This is a genomic window from Actinopolymorpha sp. B17G11, assembly GCF_040196095.1.
Taxonomy (GTDB): domain Bacteria; phylum Actinomycetota; class Actinomycetes; order Propionibacteriales; family Actinopolymorphaceae; genus Thermasporomyces.
Genome location: NZ_JBEFTW010000001.1, coordinates 135,346 through 159,914, shown reverse-complemented (window position 1 = coordinate 159,914; position 24,569 = coordinate 135,346). Strand labels below are relative to the sequence as shown.

At 67.9% G+C, this 24,569-nt stretch carries 23 protein-coding genes and 1 pseudogene; 11 read left to right on the top strand and 13 right to left on the bottom strand.

Annotation, left to right across the window (positions count from 1 at the left end; all coding sequences use genetic code 11):
- Positions 1–41 precede the first annotated feature (41 nt).
- A complete protein-coding gene (locus tag ABN028_RS00725) occupies positions 42–2,051 on the bottom strand; it encodes an aldo/keto reductase (RefSeq protein ID WP_349695208.1) in 2,010 nt (669 codons plus the stop codon).
- Between the two features lie 293 nt (positions 2,052–2,344).
- Here ABN028_RS00725 and ABN028_RS00720 point away from each other — a divergent pair, with 293 nt between their 5' ends.
- Positions 2,345–2,476 carry a hypothetical protein gene (locus ABN028_RS00720; protein WP_349695470.1) on the top strand — a complete coding sequence of 44 codons (132 nt, stop codon included), beginning with the start codon at positions 2,345–2,347 and terminating at the stop codon, positions 2,474–2,476.
- Here the strand turns inward: ABN028_RS00720 and ABN028_RS00715 are convergent.
- The 6 genes from ABN028_RS00715 to ABN028_RS00690 form a co-directional block, all read right to left on the bottom strand.
- Positions 2,437–2,703 carry a LuxR C-terminal-related transcriptional regulator gene (locus ABN028_RS00715; protein WP_349695207.1) on the bottom strand — a complete coding sequence of 89 codons (267 nt, stop codon included), beginning with the start codon at positions 2,701–2,703 and terminating at the stop codon, positions 2,437–2,439. The genes ABN028_RS00720 and ABN028_RS00715 overlap by 40 nt on opposite strands.
- Before the next feature lie 466 nt (positions 2,704–3,169).
- Positions 3,170–4,270 carry a Gfo/Idh/MocA family protein gene (locus ABN028_RS00710; protein ID WP_349692438.1) on the bottom strand — a complete coding sequence of 367 codons (1,101 nt, stop codon included), beginning with the start codon at positions 4,268–4,270 and terminating at the stop codon, positions 3,170–3,172.
- Positions 4,255–4,941 (bottom strand): ThuA domain-containing protein, encoded by a 687-nt coding sequence (locus tag ABN028_RS00705; RefSeq protein ID WP_349695206.1) that lies wholly within the window; start codon positions 4,939–4,941, stop codon positions 4,255–4,257. Before ABN028_RS00705 ends, ABN028_RS00710 begins: the two co-directional genes overlap by 16 nt.
- A 271-nt stretch (positions 4,942–5,212) precedes the next feature.
- A complete protein-coding gene (locus tag ABN028_RS00700) occupies positions 5,213–5,992 on the bottom strand; it encodes an ATP-binding cassette domain-containing protein (protein ID WP_349329597.1) in 780 nt (259 codons plus the stop codon).
- A complete protein-coding gene (locus ABN028_RS00695; protein ID WP_349695205.1) occupies positions 5,992–7,041 on the bottom strand; it encodes an ABC transporter permease in 1,050 nt (349 codons plus the stop codon). Before ABN028_RS00695 ends, ABN028_RS00700 begins: the two co-directional genes overlap by 1 nt.
- A 6-nt stretch (positions 7,042–7,047) precedes the next feature.
- Complete coding sequence (locus ABN028_RS00690; RefSeq protein WP_349695204.1) at positions 7,048–8,184, bottom strand: sugar ABC transporter substrate-binding protein; 1,137 nt, start codon at positions 8,182–8,184, stop codon at positions 7,048–7,050.
- 295 nt (positions 8,185–8,479) lie between these two features.
- Between ABN028_RS00690 and ABN028_RS00685 the strand changes: the two genes are divergently transcribed.
- From ABN028_RS00685 to ABN028_RS00675, 3 genes are all read left to right on the top strand, one after another.
- Positions 8,480–9,283: a methylenetetrahydrofolate reductase gene (locus tag ABN028_RS00685; RefSeq protein ID WP_349695203.1), complete on the top strand. Its 804-nt coding sequence runs from the start codon at positions 8,480–8,482 to the stop codon at positions 9,281–9,283.
- Positions 9,284–9,350: 67 nt separating this feature from the next.
- The gene (locus ABN028_RS00680) at positions 9,351–10,076 is read left to right on the top strand and encodes a response regulator transcription factor (protein WP_349695202.1); all 726 of its coding nucleotides are present in this window, start codon (positions 9,351–9,353) and stop codon (positions 10,074–10,076) included.
- The gene (locus ABN028_RS00675) at positions 10,073–11,626 is read left to right on the top strand and encodes a sensor histidine kinase (protein WP_349695201.1); all 1,554 of its coding nucleotides are present in this window, start codon (positions 10,073–10,075) and stop codon (positions 11,624–11,626) included. Before ABN028_RS00680 ends, ABN028_RS00675 begins: the two co-directional genes overlap by 4 nt.
- On the opposite strand, the gene ABN028_RS00670 is transcribed toward ABN028_RS00675, so the two are convergent.
- On the bottom strand, positions 11,591–14,521 hold the full coding sequence (locus ABN028_RS00670) for a family 78 glycoside hydrolase catalytic domain (RefSeq protein ID WP_349695200.1): 2,931 nt from the start codon (positions 14,519–14,521) through the stop codon (positions 11,591–11,593). The genes ABN028_RS00675 and ABN028_RS00670 overlap by 36 nt on opposite strands.
- A gap of 9 nt (positions 14,522–14,530) precedes the next feature.
- Positions 14,531–14,860: pseudogene (locus ABN028_RS35230) on the bottom strand (glycoside hydrolase family 78 protein); the annotation flags it as partial.
- 178 nt (positions 14,861–15,038) lie between these two features.
- Between ABN028_RS35230 and ABN028_RS00665 the strand changes: the two are divergent.
- Positions 15,039–16,112: a LacI family DNA-binding transcriptional regulator gene (locus tag ABN028_RS00665; RefSeq protein WP_349329607.1), complete on the top strand. Its 1,074-nt coding sequence runs from the start codon at positions 15,039–15,041 to the stop codon at positions 16,110–16,112.
- A gap of 77 nt (positions 16,113–16,189) precedes the next feature.
- Positions 16,190–16,708, top strand: a complete 519-nt coding sequence (locus tag ABN028_RS00660; RefSeq protein ID WP_349695199.1) for a DUF6790 family protein — start codon at positions 16,190–16,192, stop codon at positions 16,706–16,708.
- A 64-nt stretch (positions 16,709–16,772) separates the two neighbouring features.
- Here ABN028_RS00660 and ABN028_RS00655 read toward each other — a convergent pair whose 3' ends face one another.
- The 4 genes from ABN028_RS00655 to ABN028_RS00640 all read right to left on the bottom strand — a co-directional run bounded on the left by ABN028_RS00655 (position 16,773) and on the right by ABN028_RS00640 (position 20,265).
- The gene (locus tag ABN028_RS00655) at positions 16,773–17,570 is read right to left on the bottom strand and encodes a class I SAM-dependent methyltransferase (protein WP_349695198.1); all 798 of its coding nucleotides are present in this window, start codon (positions 17,568–17,570) and stop codon (positions 16,773–16,775) included.
- A 13-nt stretch (positions 17,571–17,583) separates the two neighbouring features.
- Entirely contained in the window at positions 17,584–18,306 is a 723-nt protein-coding gene (locus ABN028_RS00650) for an iron-dependent transcriptional repressor DtxR (protein WP_349695197.1), read from the bottom strand.
- A gap of 236 nt (positions 18,307–18,542) precedes the next feature.
- Positions 18,543–19,313, bottom strand: coding sequence for a cupin domain-containing protein (locus ABN028_RS00645; RefSeq protein ID WP_349329611.1), 771 nt, complete (start codon positions 19,311–19,313; stop codon positions 18,543–18,545).
- Between the two features lie 232 nt (positions 19,314–19,545).
- Positions 19,546–20,265, bottom strand: a complete 720-nt coding sequence (locus ABN028_RS00640) for a TetR/AcrR family transcriptional regulator (RefSeq protein WP_349695196.1) — start codon at positions 20,263–20,265, stop codon at positions 19,546–19,548.
- A 138-nt stretch (positions 20,266–20,403) separates the two neighbouring features.
- Between ABN028_RS00640 and ABN028_RS00635 the strand changes: the two genes are divergently transcribed.
- The 5 genes from ABN028_RS00635 to ABN028_RS00615 all read left to right on the top strand — a co-directional run bounded on the left by ABN028_RS00635 (position 20,404) and on the right by ABN028_RS00615 (position 24,526).
- On the top strand, positions 20,404–20,859 hold the full coding sequence (locus tag ABN028_RS00635; RefSeq protein ID WP_349329613.1) for a nitroreductase/quinone reductase family protein: 456 nt from the start codon (positions 20,404–20,406) through the stop codon (positions 20,857–20,859).
- 171 nt (positions 20,860–21,030) lie between these two features.
- Positions 21,031–21,858 (top strand): phytanoyl-CoA dioxygenase family protein, encoded by an 828-nt coding sequence (locus ABN028_RS00630; protein ID WP_349695195.1) that lies wholly within the window; start codon positions 21,031–21,033, stop codon positions 21,856–21,858.
- A 64-nt stretch (positions 21,859–21,922) separates the two neighbouring features.
- Entirely contained in the window at positions 21,923–22,369 is a 447-nt protein-coding gene (locus ABN028_RS00625; protein WP_349329615.1) for a CBS domain-containing protein, read from the top strand.
- A 55-nt stretch (positions 22,370–22,424) separates the two neighbouring features.
- The gene (locus tag ABN028_RS00620) at positions 22,425–23,708 is read left to right on the top strand and encodes an ArsB/NhaD family transporter (protein WP_349695194.1); all 1,284 of its coding nucleotides are present in this window, start codon (positions 22,425–22,427) and stop codon (positions 23,706–23,708) included.
- Complete coding sequence (locus ABN028_RS00615; protein WP_349695193.1) at positions 23,708–24,526, top strand: HAD-IIA family hydrolase; 819 nt, start codon at positions 23,708–23,710, stop codon at positions 24,524–24,526. The genes ABN028_RS00620 and ABN028_RS00615 overlap by 1 nt, the downstream gene beginning before the upstream one ends.
- Positions 24,527–24,569: the final 43 nt, after the last annotated feature.

Here is a 24,569-nt window from a genome sequence, read left to right as displayed (position 1 = left end):
GAAGTTCGCGCGAAAGGGCTCCTCATCCAGCTCGGCGGAGGTCAGTCCCGGAGGTCCAGCCACCGCACCTCGTCCGGCGTCAGCTCCACCCGGAGTGCGTCGAAGGAACTGCGGGTCTCCGCGAGCGCCCGCGGCCCGATCAATGGGAACGTCGGGAACTCCTGGTGCAGAACGTATGCCAACGCGATGGCCGTCGGCGCGACATTGCGTCGTTCGGCCAGTTCGCGCGCCCGTGCCAGGCGTTCGAAGTTGTCGTCGCTGTACCAGCAGCGCACCAGGTCGGGATTGGACCGGTCCGCAGGATCCGCCCGCCCGGTGAAGAATCCCTGCGCCTGGCTCGACCAGGGCATCAGGGCCAACTGGTTCTTCTCCAGCCACTGCCGAGACTCGTCGTCGGAGGCCGACACGCATCCCGCCCACGGCACGTCGATTGCCCGCGCCAGCGAGAAGTTGTTGCTCATCGCGACAAAGGAGGCCTTCCCAGCCGACTCCGCGTACGCGTTCGCCTCGGCGACCCTTGCCGTGCTCCAGTTCGACCCGCCGTACGCCCTGATCCGCCCGGCCCGCAGGTGTTCGTCCATCACGTCGACGAATTCCTTGACGGGGTACTCCGGATTGTCGCGGTGCATGAAATAGATGTCGAGGTAGTCGGTCTGCAACCGCTCGAGACTCTCGTGCAGCTGCCGGGTGATCGACTCCGGATCACAGTGCGGCGTGTGGGCACCCTTGCCGATCACCACCACGTCGGAACGGACACCGCGGTTGCGGATCCACTGCCCCAGCACGCGTTCGCACATCCCACCGCCGTAGATGTACGCCGTGTCGAACGTCGTACCGCCGCGCTCAACGAAGTCGTCGAACATCACCGTCGCGTGCGGCAGGTTGGTCTGGTTGTCGACGCCCATCACCAGCCGGGAGGCGGGCTTGCCCACGCCCGGGATCTCCGCGTAGCGCATGACGTGGTCGCTCCGCCTGGCGAGTGGACGCCGGTGCACCGTGGGGATCGAGGCATCGAGGCGCTCACCGGGGTAGGTGAGTCCGATCTCCTGTCGCCACTTGTCCAGCGTCGCCGCCTGTCCGAGCGAGTCGTCCCAGCTCATGGCCGGTGCCTGCCGGTCGGCGACGTGAGCGGCCACGGTGTCCGCCTCCGCTGCGTACAACGGAGTCGGCTCGACCTCGATCTCTTCGACGTCCGCCCCCAACCGGTAGACCGAGATGCCCGAACTGCTGCCGTCGCGCCCCGGCAACCAGGGATTCGGAACGAGGAGATAGCCAGCGCTGCCGGTGACCCGGACAACGTTGTCCGCCCCTTGCCGGATGCCCGTGGTGACGTGCGCGGAAATGCCTCCTGAGAACTGCAGGGTCGCGGTGGCCCACTCGTCCACGCCGGTCTCACCGACCACACCGCCCGCGGTGACGGACTCCGGATCGGCGAACGACCTGCCCGCCGCGGCGCCCGCGAGAAGCCGCGCCATGGAGACCGGATATCCACCCACATCGAGGATTCCACCGCCGGCCAGCTCGGCCTCCCACAGCCGGCTGCCAGGCGAGGGAGACGAACGAAAGGCGAATGAGGCCTCGATCTGGAGAACGTCACCGATCGCGCCGTCACGCACGAGCTGCACAAGCCGCTGCGTCTGCGGAACGCAGCGATACATGAACGCCTCCATCAAGAAGACGTCGTTCGCGCGTGCCGCCTCGATCACCGCCATCGTCTCGGCGCGGTTGACCGTCAGTGGCTTCTCACACAACACATGCTTGCCGGCTTCCGCGGTCTTGATCGCCCACTCGGCGTGGAGTGGGTGCGGGGTTGAGATGTAAACGGCATCGACACCATCGTCGGCCAACAGTTCATCGAAACTTCCATATGCCCGGTCTGCGCCATGCTTGGCCGCGAACGCCTGTGCCTTGTCGGCATTGCGACCGCCTACCGCGACGAGAACGCCGGTCTTCGACGCCGGAAGATCTGCTGCGAAACGCTGGGCGATGTTCCCAGGTCCGAGAATTCCCCAGCGGAGCTTGTGGCCGGCACCTTCAGTGTCTTGTCCCATGGACCCAAGCCTCCCAGGCGGCATGCCGACACCGGTAACCGAGCCGGCTTCGGCCGCCTCCTTGGCCGAATCCGGACGCGATACCAACCTGGCAAGGATGCGATCGAAAGGGCTGGCCCAGGCCGGCGGAGTCGACCGCCACCCACGCCGCACTCGTCACGCTCATGCGCGACACGTGATCAGGAAAATAACCGCGGCGGCGACACCTGGCGGCGACAAAAGAATTCCGGCCGGCGGCCGGAAAGGCGCAAAGAAATGCGCTCAGAAATACCCGGTGTTGAACGGGAACCGCAATGTTCCCGTTCAACACCGAAGAAGAGTTGGTGGGCCGGCGCGCATCGTTGAGCACCGGCGTGCCGAGCATCGAGCACTCAGCAGGATCGGATCAGATCAACCCGTTCCTTGCTGCCCATGCGACGACCTGAATAGGTGCCCGAGCACCCAACCGGTCACACAGTGCTCGGGAACGCCGACGCACCGTACGATCGGAAAGCGCTAACCGACGCGCAATAGCTTCCACGGGAAGCCCATCGGCCAGCAGAGCCAGGAGCCTGATTTCGTCGTCAGTCACGCGGCGCCGCAGGTCACTCGTGGTGGTGACATGGTTGACCGCACTGTGACTTGTTATGTTGGGGGCTGGCGTGCTGTACATCGGTTCTGCGACGCCGGCCGGTCGGAGTGCCCTCACTACGCCATGGCTGAGATCTGACATGCCCATCCGCCTTCGCGTTGACCCCGTAACCCTTCGCGTTAACCCCGTGTAAAAAGAAGCGGCCTGAGTCGTTTCAATGTGCACCTAAGGTACGGGGATTAACACCGCCTAGTCAACGGTCGGCCGCGCACCGTTCGCAATCGGATCTGTATCGAACGCAGCCAACACCCGCAAACCAATAGCGGATAGTAATCCTCAACCACTCTGCGTATAGAAATTGGGCACCTCAACGCCGGAAGATGCCGTCGGCGGGGCACACAGGCGACGCGTCAGGCAGCCGGGAACCCGCCCCTCGGGGCACTACTACCCCTCGTTTCACCAACGTTTCGGGCCGCCTCGGTGCGCCCTCCGTGGGATCGATCCCACGAACGTACGCACCGAGACGGCCCAGGTCACACCGCCAAGCTCAGGCCAGGTCAGGAGTTGCGTCGAGCGGCACCGCCGCGGGCCGGGCGACCGTGCTCTCTACGTCGACCGGTGTCCCGCCCTGGGCACCGGACTCGAGCAGCGCCTCCATGATGTCCAGCACGTGGAACGCCAGCTCACCACTCGCGCGATGGGCGCCGCCCTGCTGGATGGCACGGGCCATGTCGGCCAGGCCGTAGCCACGTCCGGACTCCGCGTAACCGCCGGCCACTGGTGCGACGGTCCAGTCCCGGCCGCCCGCCGCGCGCACCTCGACGTCGCCGCCGAAGGTGTTGGGGTCGGGCACCGACAACGTCCCCTCGCTTCCGTAGATCTCGATCCGCGGCAGCTTGGCGCCCCAGACGTCGAAGCTTGTGACGATGGTGGTGAGGACACCGGACTCGTGCTCGATGACCCCGGTCACGTGCGTGTCGACGTCGACCCCGAAGGACGTGCCCTCCTTCGGGCCGCTCCCCACGGTGCGCTCCTGCTTGGCCCGGCTGACCCGACCGTTGACCCGGCGTACCGGGCCGAGCAGCGTCACCAGGGCACTGAGGTAGTACGGACCCATGTCGAGCAGGGGGCCGCCACCGGGCTTGTAGTAGAACTCCGGGTCGGGGTGCCACGGCTCGGGTCCAGGGCTCACGAAGAAGGCCGACGCCGCAGCCGGTACGCCGACGTCGCCCCGGTCGAGCAGCACCCGCGCCGTCTGGGTGCCGGTGCCCAGCACGGTGTCAGGGGCGCAGCCGATTCTCAGGCCCGCCTTCTCGGCGGCCCCGAGCAGCGGCCGGGCCTCCTGCCGGGTCACAGCCAGCGGCTTCTCGCCGTAGACGTGCTTTCCGGCAGCGATCGCTGCCAACGTGACCGACGCGTGCGCGGCGGGGATCGTGAGGTTGAGGACCGCCTCGACCTCGGCGTCGTCGTAGAGCTCGTCAGGGGACATCGCACGGACGCCGTACTTCTCCCCGGTCGCCTTCGCACGGGCAAGGTCGAGGTCGGCCGCGGCCACGACCTCGGTGCCGGGCAGCTTGCCCAGGTGTTCGAAGTACGTCCTGCTGATCGTTCCGGTCCCGACGACGCCCACCTTCAGCGGCTCGCCCATAGCAGTCCTCTCTCGATGATCGTGCGGACCTCGGGGGTGTCGAGGTCGTCCAGCTTGTGACCGACCGTACACACGAAGACCCGGCCCTGGCCCCACGTGCGGGTCCAGATCGCCGGCATCGTGACGCCCTCGATCCAGGGGTAGTTGTCATGGGCCGGGAACGTCGTTGTCGCCAGCACGTTGTTGCTGGGGTCGGCATGGATGTAGTACTGCTCCGTGTGCACCGAGAACCGGTCGATGCCCTGGACGATCGGGTGGTCGGCCTTCTCGGGCACGACCTCGACGTCGTAGTCGACGAAGCCGTGCGGGTGGCAGATGAACTGCCCGCCGACGATGAAGTTGTATTCGAGGTCCGCGCGGAACGCGTCGGCGATGCCGCCGTGCCACCCGGCAAAGCCGGTGCCGGACCGGATCGCCTTGTCGAGCCCTTCGCGCTGCTCCTTCGTGATCTCGCCCATCGTCCAGATCTGCAGGATGAGGTCGGCCGACTCGAGCAGGTCGGCGTCGAGATAGGAGTCGAGGGTGTCTGAGATCTCAACGTCAAAGTCGTTCTTTTCAAGGTACGGAATGAAGCGGTCGGTGGACTCGACCGGGACATGGCCGTCCCAGCCTCCCCGTACGACCAGTGCACGGCGCTTTCCGCCGGCCTCCGGAGCTGTGGCAGTGGTCACGGACGTCACGTCCTCCCTGGTGAGCTAACTCGGCTCCGGAGCGATCGGCCCGGGATGCCGTACCAACGTTGAGACTCGTGCGCGAACCCACGCCCTTGTGCGAAGCCAGAGTCATCGATGACCGTAGGACGCGGTGGTGCCGCCGGCAACGGCGGCCCCCGCAGCGTCCGGCATGTGAGAACGTCGGCCGCTGGCCCCCGGCCGGCCGGGCCACCCGGCGCTGCCTGGGGGGCGGGAGCGGGGCCGCGCCGGCCCTGGTCTCGGGCCGCGCTCACGGTTGATCGTCGTTCACATCCGCGAAGGTGGCCGTCCTGGAGTTCCGGTACTCGGCCACCACGAGATCGGTGAGTTCCTGCACCGAGGTCTCGGACGCGGGCTTGTCGAAGGAGATCGTTCCGTGCTCGAGGAGGTTCACCCGATCACAGACGTCGAGGACCTGCGCGTAGTTGTGGGCGATGATGATGATCGCCACGTCACCCCGGCTCCGAAGCGCCCGGACGAGATCGAGGATCAGTGCGCCTTCCTTGGCACCCATCGCGGCCAGCGGTTCGTCGAGCAGCAGGATGCGGGCGTCGGAATAGACCGACCTCGCCACCGCGATCGCCTGCCGCTGTCCGCCGGAGAGTTTGGCGACCTCCACGTCGACCGAGGCGATGGCGACCCCCATGTCGTCCAGGTGCTTCTTGGCTTGCTTCCGCATGGCGCGGTTTCGGAGCAACCGCCAGCGGACGAGCTCGCGGTTGAGGAACATGTTGTGGTAGACGGTGAGCTCGTTGACCAGGGCGAGATCCTGATAGACGGTGTCGATCCCGATCGAGCGCGCGTGGTCCACCGACTTGAGGACGACCTCGTTGCCGTCGAGGAGAATGCGCCCTGTGTCCGGCGGGTGAAAACCACAGAGAATCTTGATCAGCGTCGACTTGCCGGCACCGTTGTCGCCGATGATGCCGAGCACCTCACCCTTGGCCAGCCTGAGGTTGATGTCGCGCAGTGCGGTGATGGCCCCGAACCGCTTCGAGACGTGCTCGACGCGCAGGATCTCCTCGGCCATCAGGTCCGCCCTGCCCTTCGTAATCCGGCGAGATAGACGTTGGAGATCATCGCGATCAGGATCGCCGCTCCGATGATCAGGTCGAAGGTGTAGGCGTCGATCCCGATCAGGTTGAATCCGTCGCGGAGGACGCCGAGCACGATCGCCCCCAGCAGCGCGCCGATGATGGTCCCCGATCCGCCGGCGAGCGCGGTCCCGCCGATGACGGCGGCCGCGACCGCGGCGAACATGATGGTCTCCCCACCGGCGGTCGGGTCGATCGAGTCGATCCGGAACGCCTCGATGATGCCGGCGAACCCGCCCAGGGTGCTGCAGATCATGAAGTTGCCGATCTTGACCCGCCCCACCTTGATCCCCGCTTCACGGGCGCCGAGCAGGTTGCCGCCGACCGCCACGGTGTGCAGACCCCAACGGGTGCGGGTGAGTACGACGTGGAAGAACGCGACGATGAGCACCGCCCAGGTGATCTCCGACCAGCCGGCCGCACCGAGCCAGGGCTGCACGCCGGTTGCCGCCTCCGGAATCGGCACCGGATAGGCGTGCGACGTCGTCAACGTGATCCCACTGATGATGAACAGCATGCCCAGCGTGGTGACGAACGACGGAACGCGGAGCTTGACGGTGATGAGGCCGTTGACGAGGCCGACGCAGCCGGAGAGCAACAGCGCAAGGATGATGGCCGGGATGACAGGTATGGAGTAGAAGTCGACCGCGTAGTGCATGAGGAACGGCGCGAGCGTGTAGACGTGACCCACCGAGAGGTCGATCTCACCGCTGACCAGCAGCAGCACCTGACCGACCGCGATGATCGCCGTCGCGGCGACGTACTGCGACACGTTGATCAGGTTGTCCTCGGTGAGGAATATTCCGGTCGTCGCCTGGAAATACACCACGAGGACGATGGCGACCGCGATGATGCTCGCCTCACGCCACCGCAGGAACGCTTCGCCGACCGAACGCAGCGGCGTCGATTGTCGACCCGTCCCAGCCGGGCCGGAGGCGGCGGCCGGTTCAGGCGTACCGGATGGTTCTGCCGATGTCTGCGTCACCGCTGCTCACCCGTGGGCGATCGGGCCGGACCGCTTGATGAGTTGCTGCTTGGTGTCGGATCCCTCGAACCTCGTCTTGGTGGTGAGGTAGGGCTTCACGTTGTCCTTGGTGACGAACAGCAGGCCGGTGTTGGTCTCCGGTGGCGCGACAAGTCCACCGGAGAGTTTGTAGAGATAGAGCGAGAGCACCGGCAGGAAGCCTTGCAGGTAAGGCTGTTGGTCGATGGTGAAGTCGAGGTCACCGGCCTCGATCGCGTTCAGGGTGCCAGGGACGAGGTCGAACCCGCCGGCAGCTACACCCTTGTCCTTGAGCTTGTACTTCGCCATCACCTTGCCGACCGCCTCGGTCGACCCGGCGTCGACGGCGAACATTCCCTTGAGGTCGGGATGACCCTGCGCATAGGCGTCGATCGTGCTCAGCTCCTGCGGGAGTTCGGCGCCGCTCGCCACCTGGTCGAACGTGATTCCCTTGCCCGCTTGGTCGATCGCCTGCTTGGCACCGTCGATGCGAGGCTGGATGTTGAGCTGCCCAGGCGTCGCGATGAACCCGACGACGTCGCCCTCGGACACGAGCTCGGCGATCCGCTCCCCGAGCTGTACGCCTGAGGTGAACAGGTCCTGACCGATGTAGGCCAGGCGGTTGGTGCCAGGGTCCTCAGCTGATCCGTCGGCGTTGTAGGACACCACGGGAATACTGGCGTCGAGGGCCTTGTCGACCGGCCCGGCGAAAGCGTTGACGTCGACCACCGAGACCGCGATCCCGTCTGCCTTCGCGGAGATGGCGGCGTTGGTGGCGTTGACCATCTCGCCGACCACGGACGTCTTCGAGCCCGTCCACTGGTAGTCGCAACCCAACAGGGCGCACGCGTCGGCTGCGCCGTACTGCGTGGGAACGAAGAACGGGTTGGTCGTCACGTGGTTGACGAAGACGAACTTCCACTTCGGAGTCGCCGGGAAGTCGCCGACTCCGGCGGCACCGGCCTGACTCCCGTTGTCCGGGCCGCACGCCGCGATGAGCGCCGATGCGGCGAGCGACGCGCTGACCAGTCCGCCGCCGGTGAGGAGCCGACGACGCGTGGCCGACGGCAGGTCGAGCGTGTCGACCGCTTCCTCGACGCGGGGGTCTACCTTCTTCGTGCTCATGAGCGGGCTCCTCGCCGGGCACCTTCGCGACAACGACGAATGGGCGGCCAGGCCGGCGATGGTTCGTGGTCACCGCTGTGCCCACGACGGTGCTCAGAGCTCGTGCCCTCGTCCGCCCCCGGACGGTGTTGCTGGTCTGAAAGTTTTCGGACATTTGGGACGCTGAACCTTGCCTGGACGGTAGAGCGCCGCCAGGAACGATGTCAATGCCCGACACTTTCGCGGCCTGCGGCCTTGTCAGAGGCCGCCGACAAAGTTCGCTGACAGGTCCACTGACCTGGCTAAGCTGCCGGTCATGTCGCCACACCATTTCCAGCTGGTCTGTGAGGTCGAGCCGCCGACCCGGCCCGACCTCGCTCATGTGCGTACGCAGATAGCGGTCCTGTCGCGGCATGCTGACGCATTCCTCGCACCGGACAACCACATCGGGCGGGCAACGGTTTCGAGCATCGCGGTCGCGCACGAGATCGAGCGGGTCGGCGTGCCGGGGATCGCCTGCCTGAACTCCCGCGACCGCAACCTGCTCGGCTTCCGCCGTGACCTGCTGACGGCGGCTGCGTACGGCGTTCGGCGCATGGTCTTCGTCTACGGCGACAAGCCGACGTCGGGCAACCGCACGAGCGACCTCACCGTGCGCGCGATGATCGAGGAGGTACGCCGGATCCGCGACGAGCCCGCATTCGACGGCATACCGCCGTTCGAGGTCGGCGTTGCCGCGCAACCGGGCCGGCCGCTCCCGAGATGGAAGTGCGCCGCCGACTTCGTCCTCACGCAGGTGTCGTTCTCGGTGCCGGAGGTGTTGCGGTGGCGGGAGGCACAGTCCTACGACGGGCCGGTCTACGCCGGTGTCCTGGTCCTCGCCAGCGATGCCATGGCCACCCGCCTCCGCGGCGCGATTCCGGACATCGATATCCCCGACGCTCTGATCGAACGTCTCCGCCGGGACAGGCGCGTGGGCGTCGAGCTGGCCTGCGAGCAGGTCGACCAGATCCGCGAGTCCGGCGGGTTCGACGGCGTACATCTGGTCAGCGGTGTGCGTTTCCGGCAGGTCGCCGAGGGTCTCGATGCGCGCGGCTGGGCGAGGTCGCCGCGCGGCTGAGGCGATTCTTTCCGGCTCCTTGGCGAAATCACAGCTCGCTCTCAGGAACGCGCGCAAGGCTTCCGGCGTGTCCGGTAACTGTCAGGACGGCTCGCCCAGAGTCCTCGTGGTCGACGACGAGCCCAACATTCTCGAGCTGCTGTCGGCTGCCCTGAGGTTCTCCGGATTCGAGGTCCATACCGCCGACCGCGGGTCGACCGCCCTCGAACGCGTCGTCGATGTGCATCCCCACATCGTCGTCCTCGACGTCACCTTGCCCGACTACGACGGGTTCGATCTCGCTCGGAAGCTCCGCGCTGACAACGACCGGCTTCCGGTGCTGTTCCTGACCGCCCGCGACGCTGTCGAGGACCGGATCGCCGGACTCACGGCCGGAGGTGACGACTATGTCACCAAGCCGTTCAGTCTCGACGAACTGGTGCTACGGCTTCGCGCCATCTTGCGTCGTACGACCGAGATGGCTGACCCGCAGGACTCCACCATGCTGACTTATGCCGACATCGAACTCGACGAAAGCGCTCATGAGGTACGCCGCAGCGGCGAACTGGTGCGGCTTTCTCCGACCGAGTTCAACCTGCTGCGTTACCTGCTGATCAATTCCGAGAAGGTGGTCAGCAAGTCACAGATTCTCGACCGGGTGTGGAATTACCAGTTCGGCGGCGACAGCCGGATCGTGGAGTCCTACATCAGTTACCTCCGACGCAAGATCGATGTGCACGACCCGCCGTTGATCCACACGATCAGGGGCGTCGGCTACACGTTGCGCATGCCGCGCGGAGCCACCACCCGTTGAACGCCCGACGGCGGCCCGGGGGTCGGCCGTGGAGTTTGCGCCTCCGCCTCGTCGTCGCCGTCGTCGTCGTCACGGCCCTGGGGCTCACCGTCGTGGGCGGCGCAAGCGTCGCGCTCCTACGCCAGTCACTCACCAACCGGGTCGACAACCAGCTCGCCGAGCTGACGCCGCAGTGGCGGGCCGACCTTCCCCCACTCCGCCGGATCGCGGCGTTTCGACTCGGCCAGCGTGTCCTGCCGACCGACTACCGGGTGACCTACCTGCGTCCTGACGGACGTCCTCTCACCAGCGTCGGGCAGCCGCCGGGTGCGTCCGGCGGGCCGGCGCTGCCGGTTCTCGACCAGTCGGCGGTGGAACGACGTGCTGGCGAACCGTTCACCGTGCCCGACCTGGCGGCGGACGGTTCCTGGCGGGTGCGTGCCGTTCCTGTCCGGTCCGGCGGCGCCGTCGCCGTCGCCCGGTCGCTGGCCGTGGTCCACGTCCCGGTCGAACGTCTGATCCGGATCGAGCTCGCGGCCGGCGCGATCGTCCTCGTCCTGCTCGGTGTGGCGGCCGCCGCCGTGGTACGTGTCGGCCTGTCCTCCCTGAACCGGATGGAGAAGACCGCGACCGCCATCGCCGCAGGCGACCTGGACCGCCGGGTGACGGGCGCCGATCCGCGTACCGAGACCGGGCGGCTGGCGTACGCCCTCAACACCATGGTGGAACGGCTTTCCGCGGCACTGGCGCAGCGTGAGGAGTCGGAGAGCCGGCTACGCCGGTTCGTCGCCGACGCGTCCCACGAGCTGCGTACTCCCCTGACCTCTATCCGTGGGTTCGCCGAGCTCTACCGCCGGGGCGGTATGCCCGAGCACACCGACGTCGCCGAGCTGATGCGACGGATGGAGGCCGAGGCGATCCGGATGGGCACCCTCGTCGAGGACCTCCTGCTCCTCGCCCGGCTCGACCGCGAACGTCCGCTCGACCTGGCAGGGCTCGACCTGTGCGTGCTCGCCAGGGACGCCGTTCACGATGTGCGGGTGCGTGATCCGGACCGTCAAGTCCGCCTTGACGGTGCCGTGGAGACGGTGCGGATCGTCGGTGACGAGCACCGGCTCCGGCAGGTGGTGACCAACCTCGTGACGAACGCCGTTCAACACACACCAGCCGGAACACCGATCCGGATGTTCGTGGGCACCGGTCCGTCCGGGTCCTTGTCGGATGCGGCGGCGCGGGTGGAGGTGCCGGCGGCAGCAGCGGGAGAGGCGCTGCCGGGCGGCGTACCTGTCGCGATCTTCGAGGTCCACGACGACGGGCCGGGCATCCCGCCGGACGAGGCGCCGTACGTCTTCGACCGGCTCTACCGCGGCGACTCCGCGCGCTCGCGCGGCCAGAACGGGTCTGGCCTCGGCCTCGCCATCACCGCGGCCATCGTCGCGGCACACCACGGCCGGGTGGAGCTGCACACCGCTCCCGGCCACGGCGCGCGGTTCCGGGTAGTCCTCCCGGCCGATCCCCAGCGGGCCGCACCGCACCTAGCGGAGGCGAACCTGGAAGGCGTAGGAGCCTGATCCGATCCTGATCACGGATTCGTTGTCACGTTGCCGACCCGGTACATCGGGTGCATCTGGCACGTCGGGCGCATCCGACACATCCGCCGACGCGATCTCCGGCACGTCGACGAGCGCCCGCCCGCTCTCGGTGACGGTCGCTGGGTCGCTGGTCGGCAACCACACCTCGGCGGTGGCGTTCGGTGGGATCGTCACGTCGACGGCGAAGGCATCGTCGAGGACCCGCCAGTACGTCGAAACCCGGCCATGCACCGTCTCCAGGCTGGCCTGTGCCCACGTGACCCCACCGCCCGGCCTCGGCCGCACCACCACGTGACCGTAGCCCGGAGAGCCCGGCGCGATCGCGCCCAACGTCTGGTACATCCACTCGCCGACCGCGCCGTAGGCGTAGTGGTTGAACGACGTCATGCCGGGATCCTGGAAGCCGCGCGAGTCGCTCCAGGAGTCCCAGCGTTCCCACATGGTCGTCGCGTCACCGTGGACGACGGGATAGAGCCAGGACGGATAGGTGTCCTGGGTGAGCAACGTGAAGGCGACGTCCTCGTAGCCGAACCGGGCAAGGACCGGAAGAAGGTACGGCGTGCCAAGGAACCCGGTGGCGAGGTGCGAGTTGCGGCTGGCGATCTCGTCGACCAGTCGGGCGGCCGCCGCCGGCTCCTCGGCGGGTTCGAGCAGACCGAAGTGCAGCGCCAGTACGTACGACGTTTGAGTGCCCGACGCGACCTTGCCACCACCGCGTACGTAACGGTCGCGGAAGGCGGTCCGGACCTTCGCGTACAGCCCCTCGTACCGGGCGGCGTCGTCGGGCCGGTCGAGTGCCGCGGCGAGCCCGGCCGCGACCTTGGCCGCATAGGCGAAGAACGCCGTCGCCACCAGGTCCCTCGGCGTGTGCACCGGCGCGAGCCAGTCGGCGAACCCCTCGTCGGGGCGGATGAGGTCGGTGCTGTGCTCCTCGAGGTAGCGCAACCAGGCGTTGACAGCATCGAGGCTCTCGGCGACGAGGCGGCGATCGTCGTAGGCCCGAAGGACTTCCCACGGCACGATGGCGATCGCATCACCCCACCCGGCCGCGCCGGTCGTGGACCATCCGCCTCCGCCGAAGTTGTTCCTGGTCAGGATGTCGGGCGCGACGTGGGGCACGCCTCCGTCCGGCTGCTGCGCGTCTCGCAGGTCGCGGAGCCACTTGCGGAAGAACGTGCGTACGTCGTAGTTGAACGCCGCAGTCGAGGCGAAGACCTGAGCGTCGCCGGTCCAGCCCAGGCGTTCGTCCCGCTGCGGGCAGTCCGTCGGCACGGTGAGGAAGTTGCCCCGCTGGCCCCACACGATGTTGCGTTGCAGTTGGTTCAGCCGCGCGTCGGAGCACTGCAGGTCGCCCGCCTGTTCCATGTCGGCGTAGACCACCCGCGCGGTGACATCGGCGGCCTGCAGCTCACCGGGATACCCGACGATCTCGGCGAAGCGGAAACCGTGAACCGTGAAGCGGGGTTCGAAGATCTCACCGTCCGGGTCGCCGCGAAGGATGTACTCGTCGGTCGCCCGCGCTCCGCGCAGTGCCTCGACATAGAGCTCTCCCCTATGGTCGAGGACCTCCGCGTGTCGCAGCAGCAGCCGAGTACCCTGCCCGCCGCGCACCCTCAGGCGTACCCATCCGACGACGTTCTGGCCGAAGTCGATGACATAGCGGCCGGGTCGACGTTCCTCGATGCTCTTCGGCGTGAACTCCCGCTGGATCCGCATCGGTGGGGCGATCTGCGCTTCCAGGGGACCGTGCGCCGGGCTGTCGACGTGGGCTTGCGCCCACGCGGAGTCGTCGAAGCCGGGCGAGTCCCAACCGGGCTGGTCCGCCCGCGCGTCGACGACCTCGCCGTTCTGCAGGTCGGCGTACCGGATCGTGCCCTCACCCAACCGCCACGAGTCGTCGGTCGTGACCACGGTCCGGGTCCCGTCGGCGTGGTCGATCTCCAGCCGGGCCCGGAACAGCCGCTGGCGTCCATAGGTGTACGGCCCGAACCACCCGATGTTTCCCGCGTACCATCCGTCCGCCAGAACCGCGGCCACGACGTTGGCACCCTCGGTCACCAACGGGGTGACGTCGTAGGTCTGGTACGGAACCCTGCGTTCGTAGTCGGTCCAGCCAGGCGCCAGCCGATGATCGCCGACTCTCGTGCCGTTGATGCGCGCCTCGTAGATGCCGAGGGAGGTCGCGTAGAGCCGCGCCCTGGCGACGGGCGCCGCGAGTGAGAACTCCTTGCGCAGATGGGGACTCGGGCGGTGCGTCAGCGATGAGCGGCCGTGCGGGGCGGTCCCGTGGGCACCGATCTCCTCGGCCAGCATCCAGGAGGAGTCGTCGAAGTCCGCGTCCTGCCAGCCTTCCTCGGCTGTGCCGCTGGACCGCCATGTTCCCTCGCTCACCACAGCGACCGTGGGTTGGTCGTCCATCTCGACCTGGAACGTCGCGGCCAGTCCCGCCGGCGTCGCGCCCGTACCCTCGCCCGAGGTATCGCCCGGTGCGCCGTCCGGTGCGCCGACCGTCGCGGCATCGGACGCATCGACCTCGAACGCCAGGGTGTTCCGACCCGGGCGTGTCGCGGCCGTCGCCTGGTCGGACGTTCCGTCGACAGCGATGACCGCACCGTTGAGGTAGGCCAAGACCGTCGCAGCACCCGCGTCGGCGAGCAACCGGGCCCGTGTGACGCGGGCGCCTTGGGGAATGTCGACGGGCGCCCGGAAGTACGCCCGGGAGTGCGCACGGTCGCCGGCACCGGAGAGCCAGACGCGTTCGATGTCTCGATGTGGTCCGAGGGAATCAAGAGACGGTTTGTCGGCAGTGCGGATGTCGTCGCCCGACCCGATCCATTCCGCCGGCACACTCTCGGACCAGTCGGCCGCAGACAAAAGGGCTGTCTCGAATTCAGCCGGCTCACTCCATGCCGATACGTTGCCGGACTCGTCGGTTACCTGAACGGACCAGGCATATCGGGAACGTGGCCGTAACCATTGTCCCACATAGGAAATGTCGTGACTCTGTCCAGAACTCACCGTGCCCGAATCCCATACGGGAGCGTCGTCATCGACCGCGACAACCCTGATCCGGTAGGCCGTCTGCGTACGCCCTCGACCGGAACCGGCCAGCTTCCAGGCCAATAGCGGCGACGGTTCGTCGAGTCCGAGCGGAGCGGGTACACGTTCGGTACGGAGGTCAAAGGGTCGAAGAGCCTCAGTGGTTTCTTCCATGGCGCAACCCGCCCATCGCATGCCGGAAGTGAAACCTTTCAAAAAGTCAGCCGTGACGCTATGGTCAGCGCAAGAGAGGTGTCAAGAGGCATATCCTGACCGCCCTCTCCCACGAAACTGACCGCCTCTCCCATCCGTCTCATTCGCGAGCCCATTCGTCCTTGTCCGGAGGTGCACCGTGGCGGCAACCATCCAGACTGCCGGTCGCCTTGCCCGGGCGGCGGGTCGCAGGCGGAGCATCAGGGATGTCGCCGAACTGGCGGGCGTCTCGGTGGGAACCGTCTCCAACGTGCTCAACAAGCCCTCCCTGGTGGCTCCGGAAACCAGATCCAAGGTCGAGGCGGCCATCACCACGCTCGGCTTCGTTCGCAACGGCTCCGCTCGCCAGCTGCGGGCAGGGACGAGTCGGACGATCGGCGCGATCGTGCTCGACATCTCCAACCCGTTCTTCACCGACGTCGCGCGGGGAATCGAGGACCGGCTCGCCGAGGACGACTTCATCCTCATCCTCGCCAGCTCCGACGAACGCGTCGACAAGGAGCGTCGATACCTCCGCCTGCTCGAAGAGCAAGGCGTTCAGGGCGTCCTGGTGAGCCCTGCGGAGGAAGACCTCGGCTGGCTCGACCAACCTCGCGCGCGCGGCACCGCCATCGTGCTCCTCGACCGTCCGGGTCCGGCCGAGACGATGTGCTCGGTCGCGGTCGACGATGTCCGGGGCGGTGAGCTGGCGGCAGCCCACCTGGTCGCGCTGGGGCACCGCAGGATCGGTTTCGTCAACGGCCCGACGAAGATCCGGCAGTGCGCCGACCGCCGCAAGGGAGTACGCAAGGCACTGCGTGCGGCCAGACTCCCCGTCGCCCGCTCACTCGTCGAGGTGACGGTCAACTCGCTCAACGCCGACGGTGGTGAGGAAGCCCTCGAACGCCTGCTGCAGCTGGCCGATCCCGTCACGGCCATCGTCTGCGTCAACGACCTGGCCGCTCTTGGCGTCATGCGCGGGTTGCGCCGTGGTGGGGTGAAAGTTCCAGACGAGATGGCGGTGGTCGGTTATGACGACGTCGAATTCGCCGCCGTTCTCACCACCCCGCTGACCTCGATCCGACAGCCGCGCTATCAACTCGGTCGCGCCGCCGCTGAACTCCTGCTCGCCGAAGCGCATTCTCGCGGCCATCAACATGAGCAGATCCTTTTCCAACCCGAACTCATCGTGCGCGAATCCAGCGGCCCCCACCAGCTCGTACCCATGGGATAGATGATGGCTCTGCCATTCTGTGTACTCACGCGGGAGAACGAAAGAATTGCCTGAAGCTCGACCATAGCCTTGGGCGCATGTGGTTCTTCACATTCACCCTGGCGACACTGGTGGGCGGCGCCCTGCTCCACACCCTTCTCGACCGCGACCCCGCACCCCGTACCAGGCGGCGGATGGTCGAGCTGTGGCTGCTGTGGTTCGTCGTCGGCGGCGGGGTCTGGGCAATTGTTGGAGGTATCAGCCATATCGGGCCGACATCGGACCAGATCGCGACGAGTATCGGTTATCGCCAGAGCATGTTCCAGTGGGAAGTCGGGTGGGCCGACATCACGGTGGGTGTGCTCGGCGTCATGTGCATCTGGAAACGGGACTCATGGTTGACCGCTGCGGTCGTCGCCATCGCGATTCTGTACTGGGGCGACGCCATCGGCCACATCATGGAGTGGATGGCGCACGACAACACCGCTCCGTCGAACATCGGCGCGATACCGAGTGACATTCTCCAACCGCTCGTCGCGGTCATCCTGCTCATCGCCTACCGTGCGCTTCCCGCCGGTCCGGGCGTACGTCCTCGTGCCACCGCTGAGACCACCTGACACATTGTCGTCCCGGCCGCGGGAGAAACCGTCCGTACGAGATATCTCCCGGAGGTGCGATGGGTCAGCGGCGCAGTGCGATGACCCGCCTGATCGGAATGGCGACCTCCACCCCGTCCGGCCGATTCCTCCCCCGGTCGGCAAGCCACTGCAAGGCAGCATTCCGGCGTTCGTCAGGGACGTCCGGAAGGTAGAGGGCGCGGAACAGCAACTCGGCGTCGCGGCGACCGTGTACACGGAAGACGAAGCGCTCGCGGGCGTCCTCCATCAGGTCGAACCCGGCCTCGGCCAACCCGTCGGTGATGCCCGCGAGCTCGCCCCCACCCGGAAACTGCGGAGGCGTCCGCAGCCGCGCCGTCAACGGGCCGAGGATCACGAGGTCGCTGGGCCGCAACGGGACCGCCGACGCCACAGTCGCCGCGAGCATCCCGCCAGGCCGGAGCACCCGTGCACATTCGGTGAGAGTCGCCGCGAGCGGCTGCACCACCATCAGGCCCATCGAACACACGGCCGCGTCGAAACTTTCAGGGGCGAACGGAAGGGCGGTGGCGTCGGCGCACACGACCCGGGCTCCGTGCCGTTGGTGCGCGAGCGCCAACTCCGCCATCGACCGGTCGACACCCACCACCCGCGGCCCCGAGGTGCCCACGTCCTCGCGCCCGGACTCGGCGTCGAGGGCGGCCGTCACGGCCCCGCTCCCGCAGGCCAGGTCGAGCACCTGCCGACCCCGGCCGGCGACTGGACGGATGATCCAGGCGTACGGCGTGAGTCGACCCGCGGTGCACCTCTTGAGAACCTGTTCGGTGTAGCCCGCGTAGCGTTGGTGAAACTCGTCGAGATAACCCGGCCAGTCCGCTGTCACCTGCGATGCCGGCTCAGATTCGCTTGACGAAGATGTGGCTGGCGAGATCGTCGGAGATCTCCGCGGTACCGCCGCCTTCTGTTGCGTCGACGGCGGTGAGCAGGGCGCCCGCCGGTGTCGGCGCCACGATCACGACATTGCCGGGAAGTGCCCGCGCCCGGTGCAGGACCTCCATCGGCTCCGGTACCACCTGGACGGGCTCGCCGATCCGACGGATGAGGACCTTGGCCTCCTCGTCGGTCCCGCGCAGGCTCTCGACCACGCGGTTGAGCCGCTCGACACCGTCGAGGAAATCCTCGACCGGCCCCTTGCCGCCGAGCTCGTCGAGTCCGGGGATCGGGTTGCCGTACGGGGAGATCAACGGCTGGCCCAGGATCTCCACCAGGCGGCGTTCGACCTCCTCGGAGATGACATGCTCCCACCGGCACGCCTCGATGTGGGCAAGTTCCCAGTCGAGCCCGATCACGTCGACCAGGAGGCGTTCGGCGAGCCGGTGCTTGCGCATCACCCGGGTGGCCATCTGCCGACCCTTCGGCGAGAGCTCGAGGTGCCGGTCACCCTCGACCGTGACCAGGCCGTCGCGCTCCATCCGGGCCACGGTCTGGCTGACGGTGGGGCCGGACTGGTGGAGCCGCTCAGCGATCCGGGCACGAAGAGGGACGATGCCCTCCTCCTCGAGCTCGAAGATGGTCTTGAGATACATCTCGGTGGTGTCGATGAGCTCGCTGTGGCTCACGGCGGCTGTCTCCTCTGCGTCGGTCCCCGCGCGTCCGGTCCGTCTCTCGCGGTCTGCTCGCTCCCGTCACGTGTGCGTACGCCGGGGGTTGGTCTCGTCGCGACGAGGCCCAGGCGTCCGGGGGATCCGCGGGGAGGCGGATCCTACTGGCCAGCCCGACCGGCTCGCCGACCCTGCCAAAAGAATACGCGGCAGCGACCGATGCCGGTCATGACCGAAACGGGCGAAGCTGGACGTTATCGCGCGAGTGGATCGTACGTCGACAGCCGGCCGCACATCCCCCAGCGTTCAGTGGGTGCCGACTTCGCGTGGACTCCCCCCGCCCGCAGATGGGAGGCATCGCTTCCCCGGAGTCCGGCGAGTTGGCGGCCGGTCTCGTGGGCGGCGGCGAGTGGGCCGTCGCTCCACCGCCGCTCCCACGCGTCCAGCCGGGGGCGGACCAGTTGGTGCGCGGCATCGTGGAACTCGGTGAGCGCGTCCGGGCCCTCGTCGGCGACGCGTTCGCGGAGGGCGAGGAACCCTTCGACGGCGAGGTCGCGGCGGCGGCGAGCGGCGTGCCCGTCAGCATCGTCGAGTCGGTCGGGCGCGGCGAGCGCCGTGGCGGCGGCGTAGCGCTCGGGATCAGCGAGGATCTCCGGCGGCAGGGTGAGCACGGCGTCGCCGGCCTCGGGCAGTCCGGCGTTCTGCATCACGACCAGGACCTCGAGTCCGCCGTCGTTGACGGCGCGGTGGATGACGCCTGGCGTGAACCACACGACGTCGCCGACCTGGAGGGGAACCTCGAGATATCCGTCAGGACCGAGCGTCTGCAACCGGCCCACCCCGGCCGCGACGATGTATCCCTCCGTGCACACGAGGTGGATGTGTGGGGACCCACCGCGCAGGCCGTCGAGGGTGGGCCAGTCGTAGATGCGTACGCGCGAGACGGCGGTGCCGCCGGGGAAGTGACCGAGGACAGCGGACGTGGGGGTGTCCACGGGGCGGTGCGGGGAGGACTCGATGGTCATACCTACGCGGCTCCCTTGCGCGCCACGCCCTTCTCCTCGGCCTTGCGCTTGTCGCGGAGACGCTTGCGCCTGGCGCGGTCCTTGTTCCAGCGAACTTTCGCTCGAGATCCTCGTCCCATGTCGGCAGCTTAGTCCTGCGGCCGGCCAGGCGCGCAAGGCGCGCATGGCTGGCGGGCACATGGCGGGTGCAGGGCGCACACACTGGCGCCTCTTCCATTGCCGGGATGGCTCGTCAGCCGCGCCGCGAGCGCGGGCGGAGGCCGATGAGCTGGGCCAGCTGCCCCGTCGAGTGCTCGAACAGCGCCCGCTTGTCGTCGAACAGCCCCTCGAGGTGCCCGAAGAGCTCGAAGCTCACCATCCCGTAGAGCTGGGTCCATGCCGTCAGGACGGCGCCAAGCGCTGCCGGTGGGACCCCGCGAAGCTGCAGGTCCTCGACCGCGGTGACCAGCTGGTCGACCTGTCTCGCCGCGGCCCGCGGCAGCCCGGACGGCGGTTCGAGCGCATCAGCCTCGGCGCAGTCGCGGACGACCGCGAGCAGGACGCGTGGCACCCGAGCGGCCGAGTCCACGGTGTCACGCGGTGCCTGATAGCCGACGATCGGCGAGCCGTAGATCAGTGCGTACTCCCGAGGATGGGCAAGCCCCCAGTCGCGGACGGCGTGGCAACAGGCGCGCCACCGGCCGAGGAAGTCGCCTCGCCTCCGCCGCGCGTCCGCGTCCTCGACCTGCTGACCGATGGCGTCGTACGCATCGATGATCAGCGCGGTCAGCAGGTCGTCACGGCTGGGGAAATAACGGTAGAGCGCCGAGGAGACGATGCCGAGCTCCCGGGCGACCGCTCGGAGCGAGAGGGCTTCGGCGCCGTGTGTCGCGAGCTGACGGCGCGCTTCGTCCTTGATCTCGCGGGTCAGCTCGGACCGGGCGCGTTCCCTCGCGGTTCGAACCTTCGGCATGCCGAACATCCTGCCACATCTTTGAGAGCGCTGACCACAATCGAGAGCACTGCTCTTGACAGCCTTTCAGCGTGCGTGAACACTGACCTCATTCGAGAGCACTGCTCACACTTTCCTCTGGACTGAAGGGCCGCACCCATGAGTGACCAGCCGACCTTCCGCTATCTCGCTCCCAAGCCGGGAGGCAACTCCGTCCACCGGGCGGCGCGCTGGCTGACCGGCCACGGCGTCAGCCTGTTCGGCTCACGGCTTCTCCGCGTCCGTGGCCGGACCTCTGGCGAATGGCGTACGACGCTGGTCAATCTGCTCGAGGTGGACGGTGTGAGGTACCTCGTCGCGCCGCGCGGGCACACCCAGTGGGTACGCAATCTCCGCGCAGCCGGTTCGGGTGAGCTCGTCCTCGGCCGGCGGGTCACCCCGGTCCGCGCCGAGGAGCTACCGGACGGCGAGAAGATCCCGATCCTGCGGGCCTACCTGAAACGGTTCGGCTGGGAGGTCGGGATGTTCTTCGACAACCTCGACAAGAACTCACCCGATGAGGACCTCCGCGAGGCAGCTCCGGGCTTTCCCGCCTTCCGCCTGTCCGTTCCATGATCATGAAGGGAAAGTCGCGTGTACGCCGCAAAATCTTCATGATCACGATCATGATCACGGGGAAGGGGCGGGTTGGCGGGGCAGGACGGGCCGCGGCGCTACACGGGCGCGCGACATCGTGAGCCGGCGATGCCACCATGTGTGGCGACGCGCCGACGAAGGGAGCCGACGATGACGGGCACACCGCAGCTCACCTTGGACACGCCGTACGCAGTGGATCCGGCCGACGTCAAGGCCTACGACGAGCAGGGGTTCGTCAAGCTCTCCGGCGTGGCGAGCCGGGGACTGGTCGAGGCGTACGAGCCAGAGGTCACCGCGAAGGTGATCGAGCTCAACACGATGCACCTGCCGCTCGCGGAGCGGTCGACGTACAAGAAGGCGTTCCTGCAGGTCACCAACCTGTGGCGGGAGAGTGCGGCGGTGCGGGAGCTGGTATTTGCGCGGCGGTTCGCCCAGATCGCGGCGGACCTGCTGGGCGTCGACGGCGTACGTCTCTACCACGACCAGGCGCTCTACAAGGAAGCCGGCGGCGGCCTCACGCCCTGGCACGCGGACCAGTACTACTGGCCGCTCTCCACCGACCGTTGCTGCACGTTCTGGCTGCCGCTACAGGAGACGCCGCTCGAGATGGGACCGCTCGCGTTCGCCGCCCGGAGCCACCACTTCTCCTACGGACGGGAGCTGGCGATCAGTGACGAGTCGGAGGCCGCGATCGGCCGTGCGGTTGCCGAGCAGGGGTTCCCGTTCGTGGAGGAGGCGTTCGCGCTCGGAGACGCCAGCTTCCACTCCGGCTGGACGTTCCACCACGCGGGCCCGAACACCACGCAGATCCCACGCCGGGTCATGACGGTCATCTACATCGACGCCGACATGATCATCAGCGAACCGACCAACCGGAACCAGGAGATCGACCTCGAAGCGTGGTTCCCGGGTGCGCGACCTGGCGAGGTTCCTGACACCGAGATGAACCCGGTTCTCTACCGGCGGACCGGTAAATGACCGCCCGCGAACCCGACCGTGCTGGACGATCCCGCCGAGCCGCGGGTCGCGATAGCGTCTGACCATGCTCGCGCGCGACCTCGTTGAGGAGTACCCATCCGTCACCAGCGACGCCGACGCCCTCGAGGCCGCCCAGCTCCTGGGCCACCACAGGTTGCCCGGCCTGCTCGTCACCACCCCGGACGGTCGGCCGATCGCGGTCCTGCCGGCCTCACAGGTGGTGCGGTTCGTCGTCCCGAAGTACATCCAGGACGACCCGTCATTGGCGCGGGTCCTCGGCGAGAAAGCCGCGGACAGCATCGTCAACCAGCTCAGCCCGCTCACCGTCGGTGACATGTTGCCGGAGCGACTGCCCGAACTCCCGATCCTCCACGGTGACGACACCGTGCTCGAGCTGGCCGCCCTGATGGCGCGCCTGCGCTGTCCGCTGGTGGCGATCGTCGACGACGACCACGTGCTCGGCGTCGTCACGGCGTCCCGGCTGCTGTCGCTGGCCCTCCACGCCTCATGAGGAGGTACGAAGGGCGGAGCCGCATCCTGGCCGAGCCGCCGAGGCGGGTCCCCTCGTGAGTCTGTGGATCGCGCTCGCGGTCTTCGTGGCGGCGTACGTCTTCATCGCCACCGAACGTATCCCCCGCCTCGCGGCCGCTCTCGGTGGCGCGGGCATCGTGCTGGCGTTCGGCGTGGTCGGCGCCCACGACGTGTTCTACTCCGAGGACACCGGCATCGACTGGAACGTCATCTTCCTGCTGCTCGGCATGATGATCATCGTCGGCGTACTCCGGCAGACCGGCATCTTCGAGTTCCTGGCCATCTGGGCGGCGAAGCGGGCGCACGGCGACCCGTTCCGGGTGATGGTGCTGCTGTGCCTGCTCACCGCAGTCGCCTCGGCGTTCCTCGACAACGTCACGACGGTGCTGCTGATCGCTCCGGTGACCCTGCTCGTCTGCCAACGCATAGGCGTACGCCCAGAGCCCTACCTCATCGCCGAGGTGCTCGCCTCCAACATCGGCGGCACCGCCACCCTCATCGGCGATCCACCCAACATCATCATCGCCAGCCGGAGCGGCCTGACGTTCAACGACTTCCTCGTCCACCTCGCGCCGCTCATCGTGGTGCTCCTCGTCGTGTTCGTCGTGCTGTGCCGGGTGTTGTTCCGGCGTGAGTTCGAGGCCGATCCGCGTCAGGTGGCCGAGGTGATGGATCTGGACGAGCGGGAAGCGATCAATGACGTACGCCTGCTGCGGCGCAGCCTGATCGTCCTGGCGGCCGTGCTCGCGGGATTCGTCCTCCACTCGACCCTGCACGTCGAGCCGTCCATCGTGGCGCTGCTGGGGGCGGGCGTGCTGGTCGTGGTGAGCAGGCTCAGCGCCGGGTCCTACCTGGAGGAGGTGGAGTGGGAGACGCTCGTCTTCTTCATGGGGTTGTTCGTCATGGTGGGAGCGCTGGTGAAGGTCGGCGTCATCGACGCGATGGCGCACTGGCTGGCGGGAACGGTACGCGGGGAGGCCGGACTCGCCGTCGTCGTGGTGCTGTTCGGGTCGGCGGTGCTGTCCGCCCTCGTCGACAACATTCCGTACGTCGCGACGATGAGCCCCGTGGTGGCGCAGCTGGTCGCGCCTGACGGTCCGCTCGCCGGGCAGACCGTGCTGTGGTGGGCGCTCGCGCTCGGCGCCGACCTCGGCGGCAACGCGACCGCGGTCGGCGCGAGCGCCAACGTGGTCGTCATCGGGATCGCCCGGCGCAACGGGTACCCCATCAGCTTCTGGGAGTTCACGAAGTACGGTTCGGTGGTGGCCGCTGTGACCGTCGTACTCGCCCTGCCCTATCTCTGGTTGAGGTATCTGTGATGAGCGTCCACCAGGACGGTCGGCGCGCTGCCGGCTACGCCGGGATCATCTGCGACCTCGACGGCACCGTCTACCTGTCCGGGCGGCCGTTGCCCGGTGCGGTCGACGCGTTGAACGCCCTCCGCGCGGCAGGCGTACGGGTGGCGTTCGTGTCCAACAATCCGTTGCGTACCGCCGAGTCCTACGCCGAACGCCTGACCGGGCTCGGCGTCCCGACCGGACGCGAGTCCGTCGTCACCTCGGGTGGGGTGATGGCGTCCTGGCTGCGTACGCAGATGCCGGGCGCGCGGGTCCTGCTCCTCGGCGAGACCAGCCTGCGCGACGAGCTTCGCGCCGCCGGGGCGAAGGTCGTCGAGCGGGGTGGCGAGGTGGAGCTGGTGGTGGCGTCGTTCGATCGGACCTTCCGGTACGAGACGTGGCTGGAGGCGTTCCGGGCGCTGCGGGCGGGTGCGCGGTTCGTCGCGACCAACCCGGACCGGACGTGCCCGGTGGACGGCGGTGAGGTACCTGACGCCGGCGGCATCATCGCGGCACTCGAGACCAGCACCCGTCGCGAGGTGGAGGCGGTGATGGGCAAGCCGTCACCGCTGATGCTGGCCGCGGCGCTCGACTGCCTCGGGCTCGCCGCCGACCAGGTACTCGTCGTCGGCGACCGGCTGGAGACCGACGTCGAGCTGGGTCACCGGGGCGGACTCGACACCGCGCTGGTGCTGACCGGTGTCACCGACGAGGCGGCGGCCGGGAGCGCCGAACCGCCGCCGACCTACGTACTCCCGTCGCTCGCCGACCTCCCCGCGCTCGCCTTGGGCCCTCGATGACGTGACCGCCGCACGTGATCGGTGCTTGGTGGTCGGTGTGCGG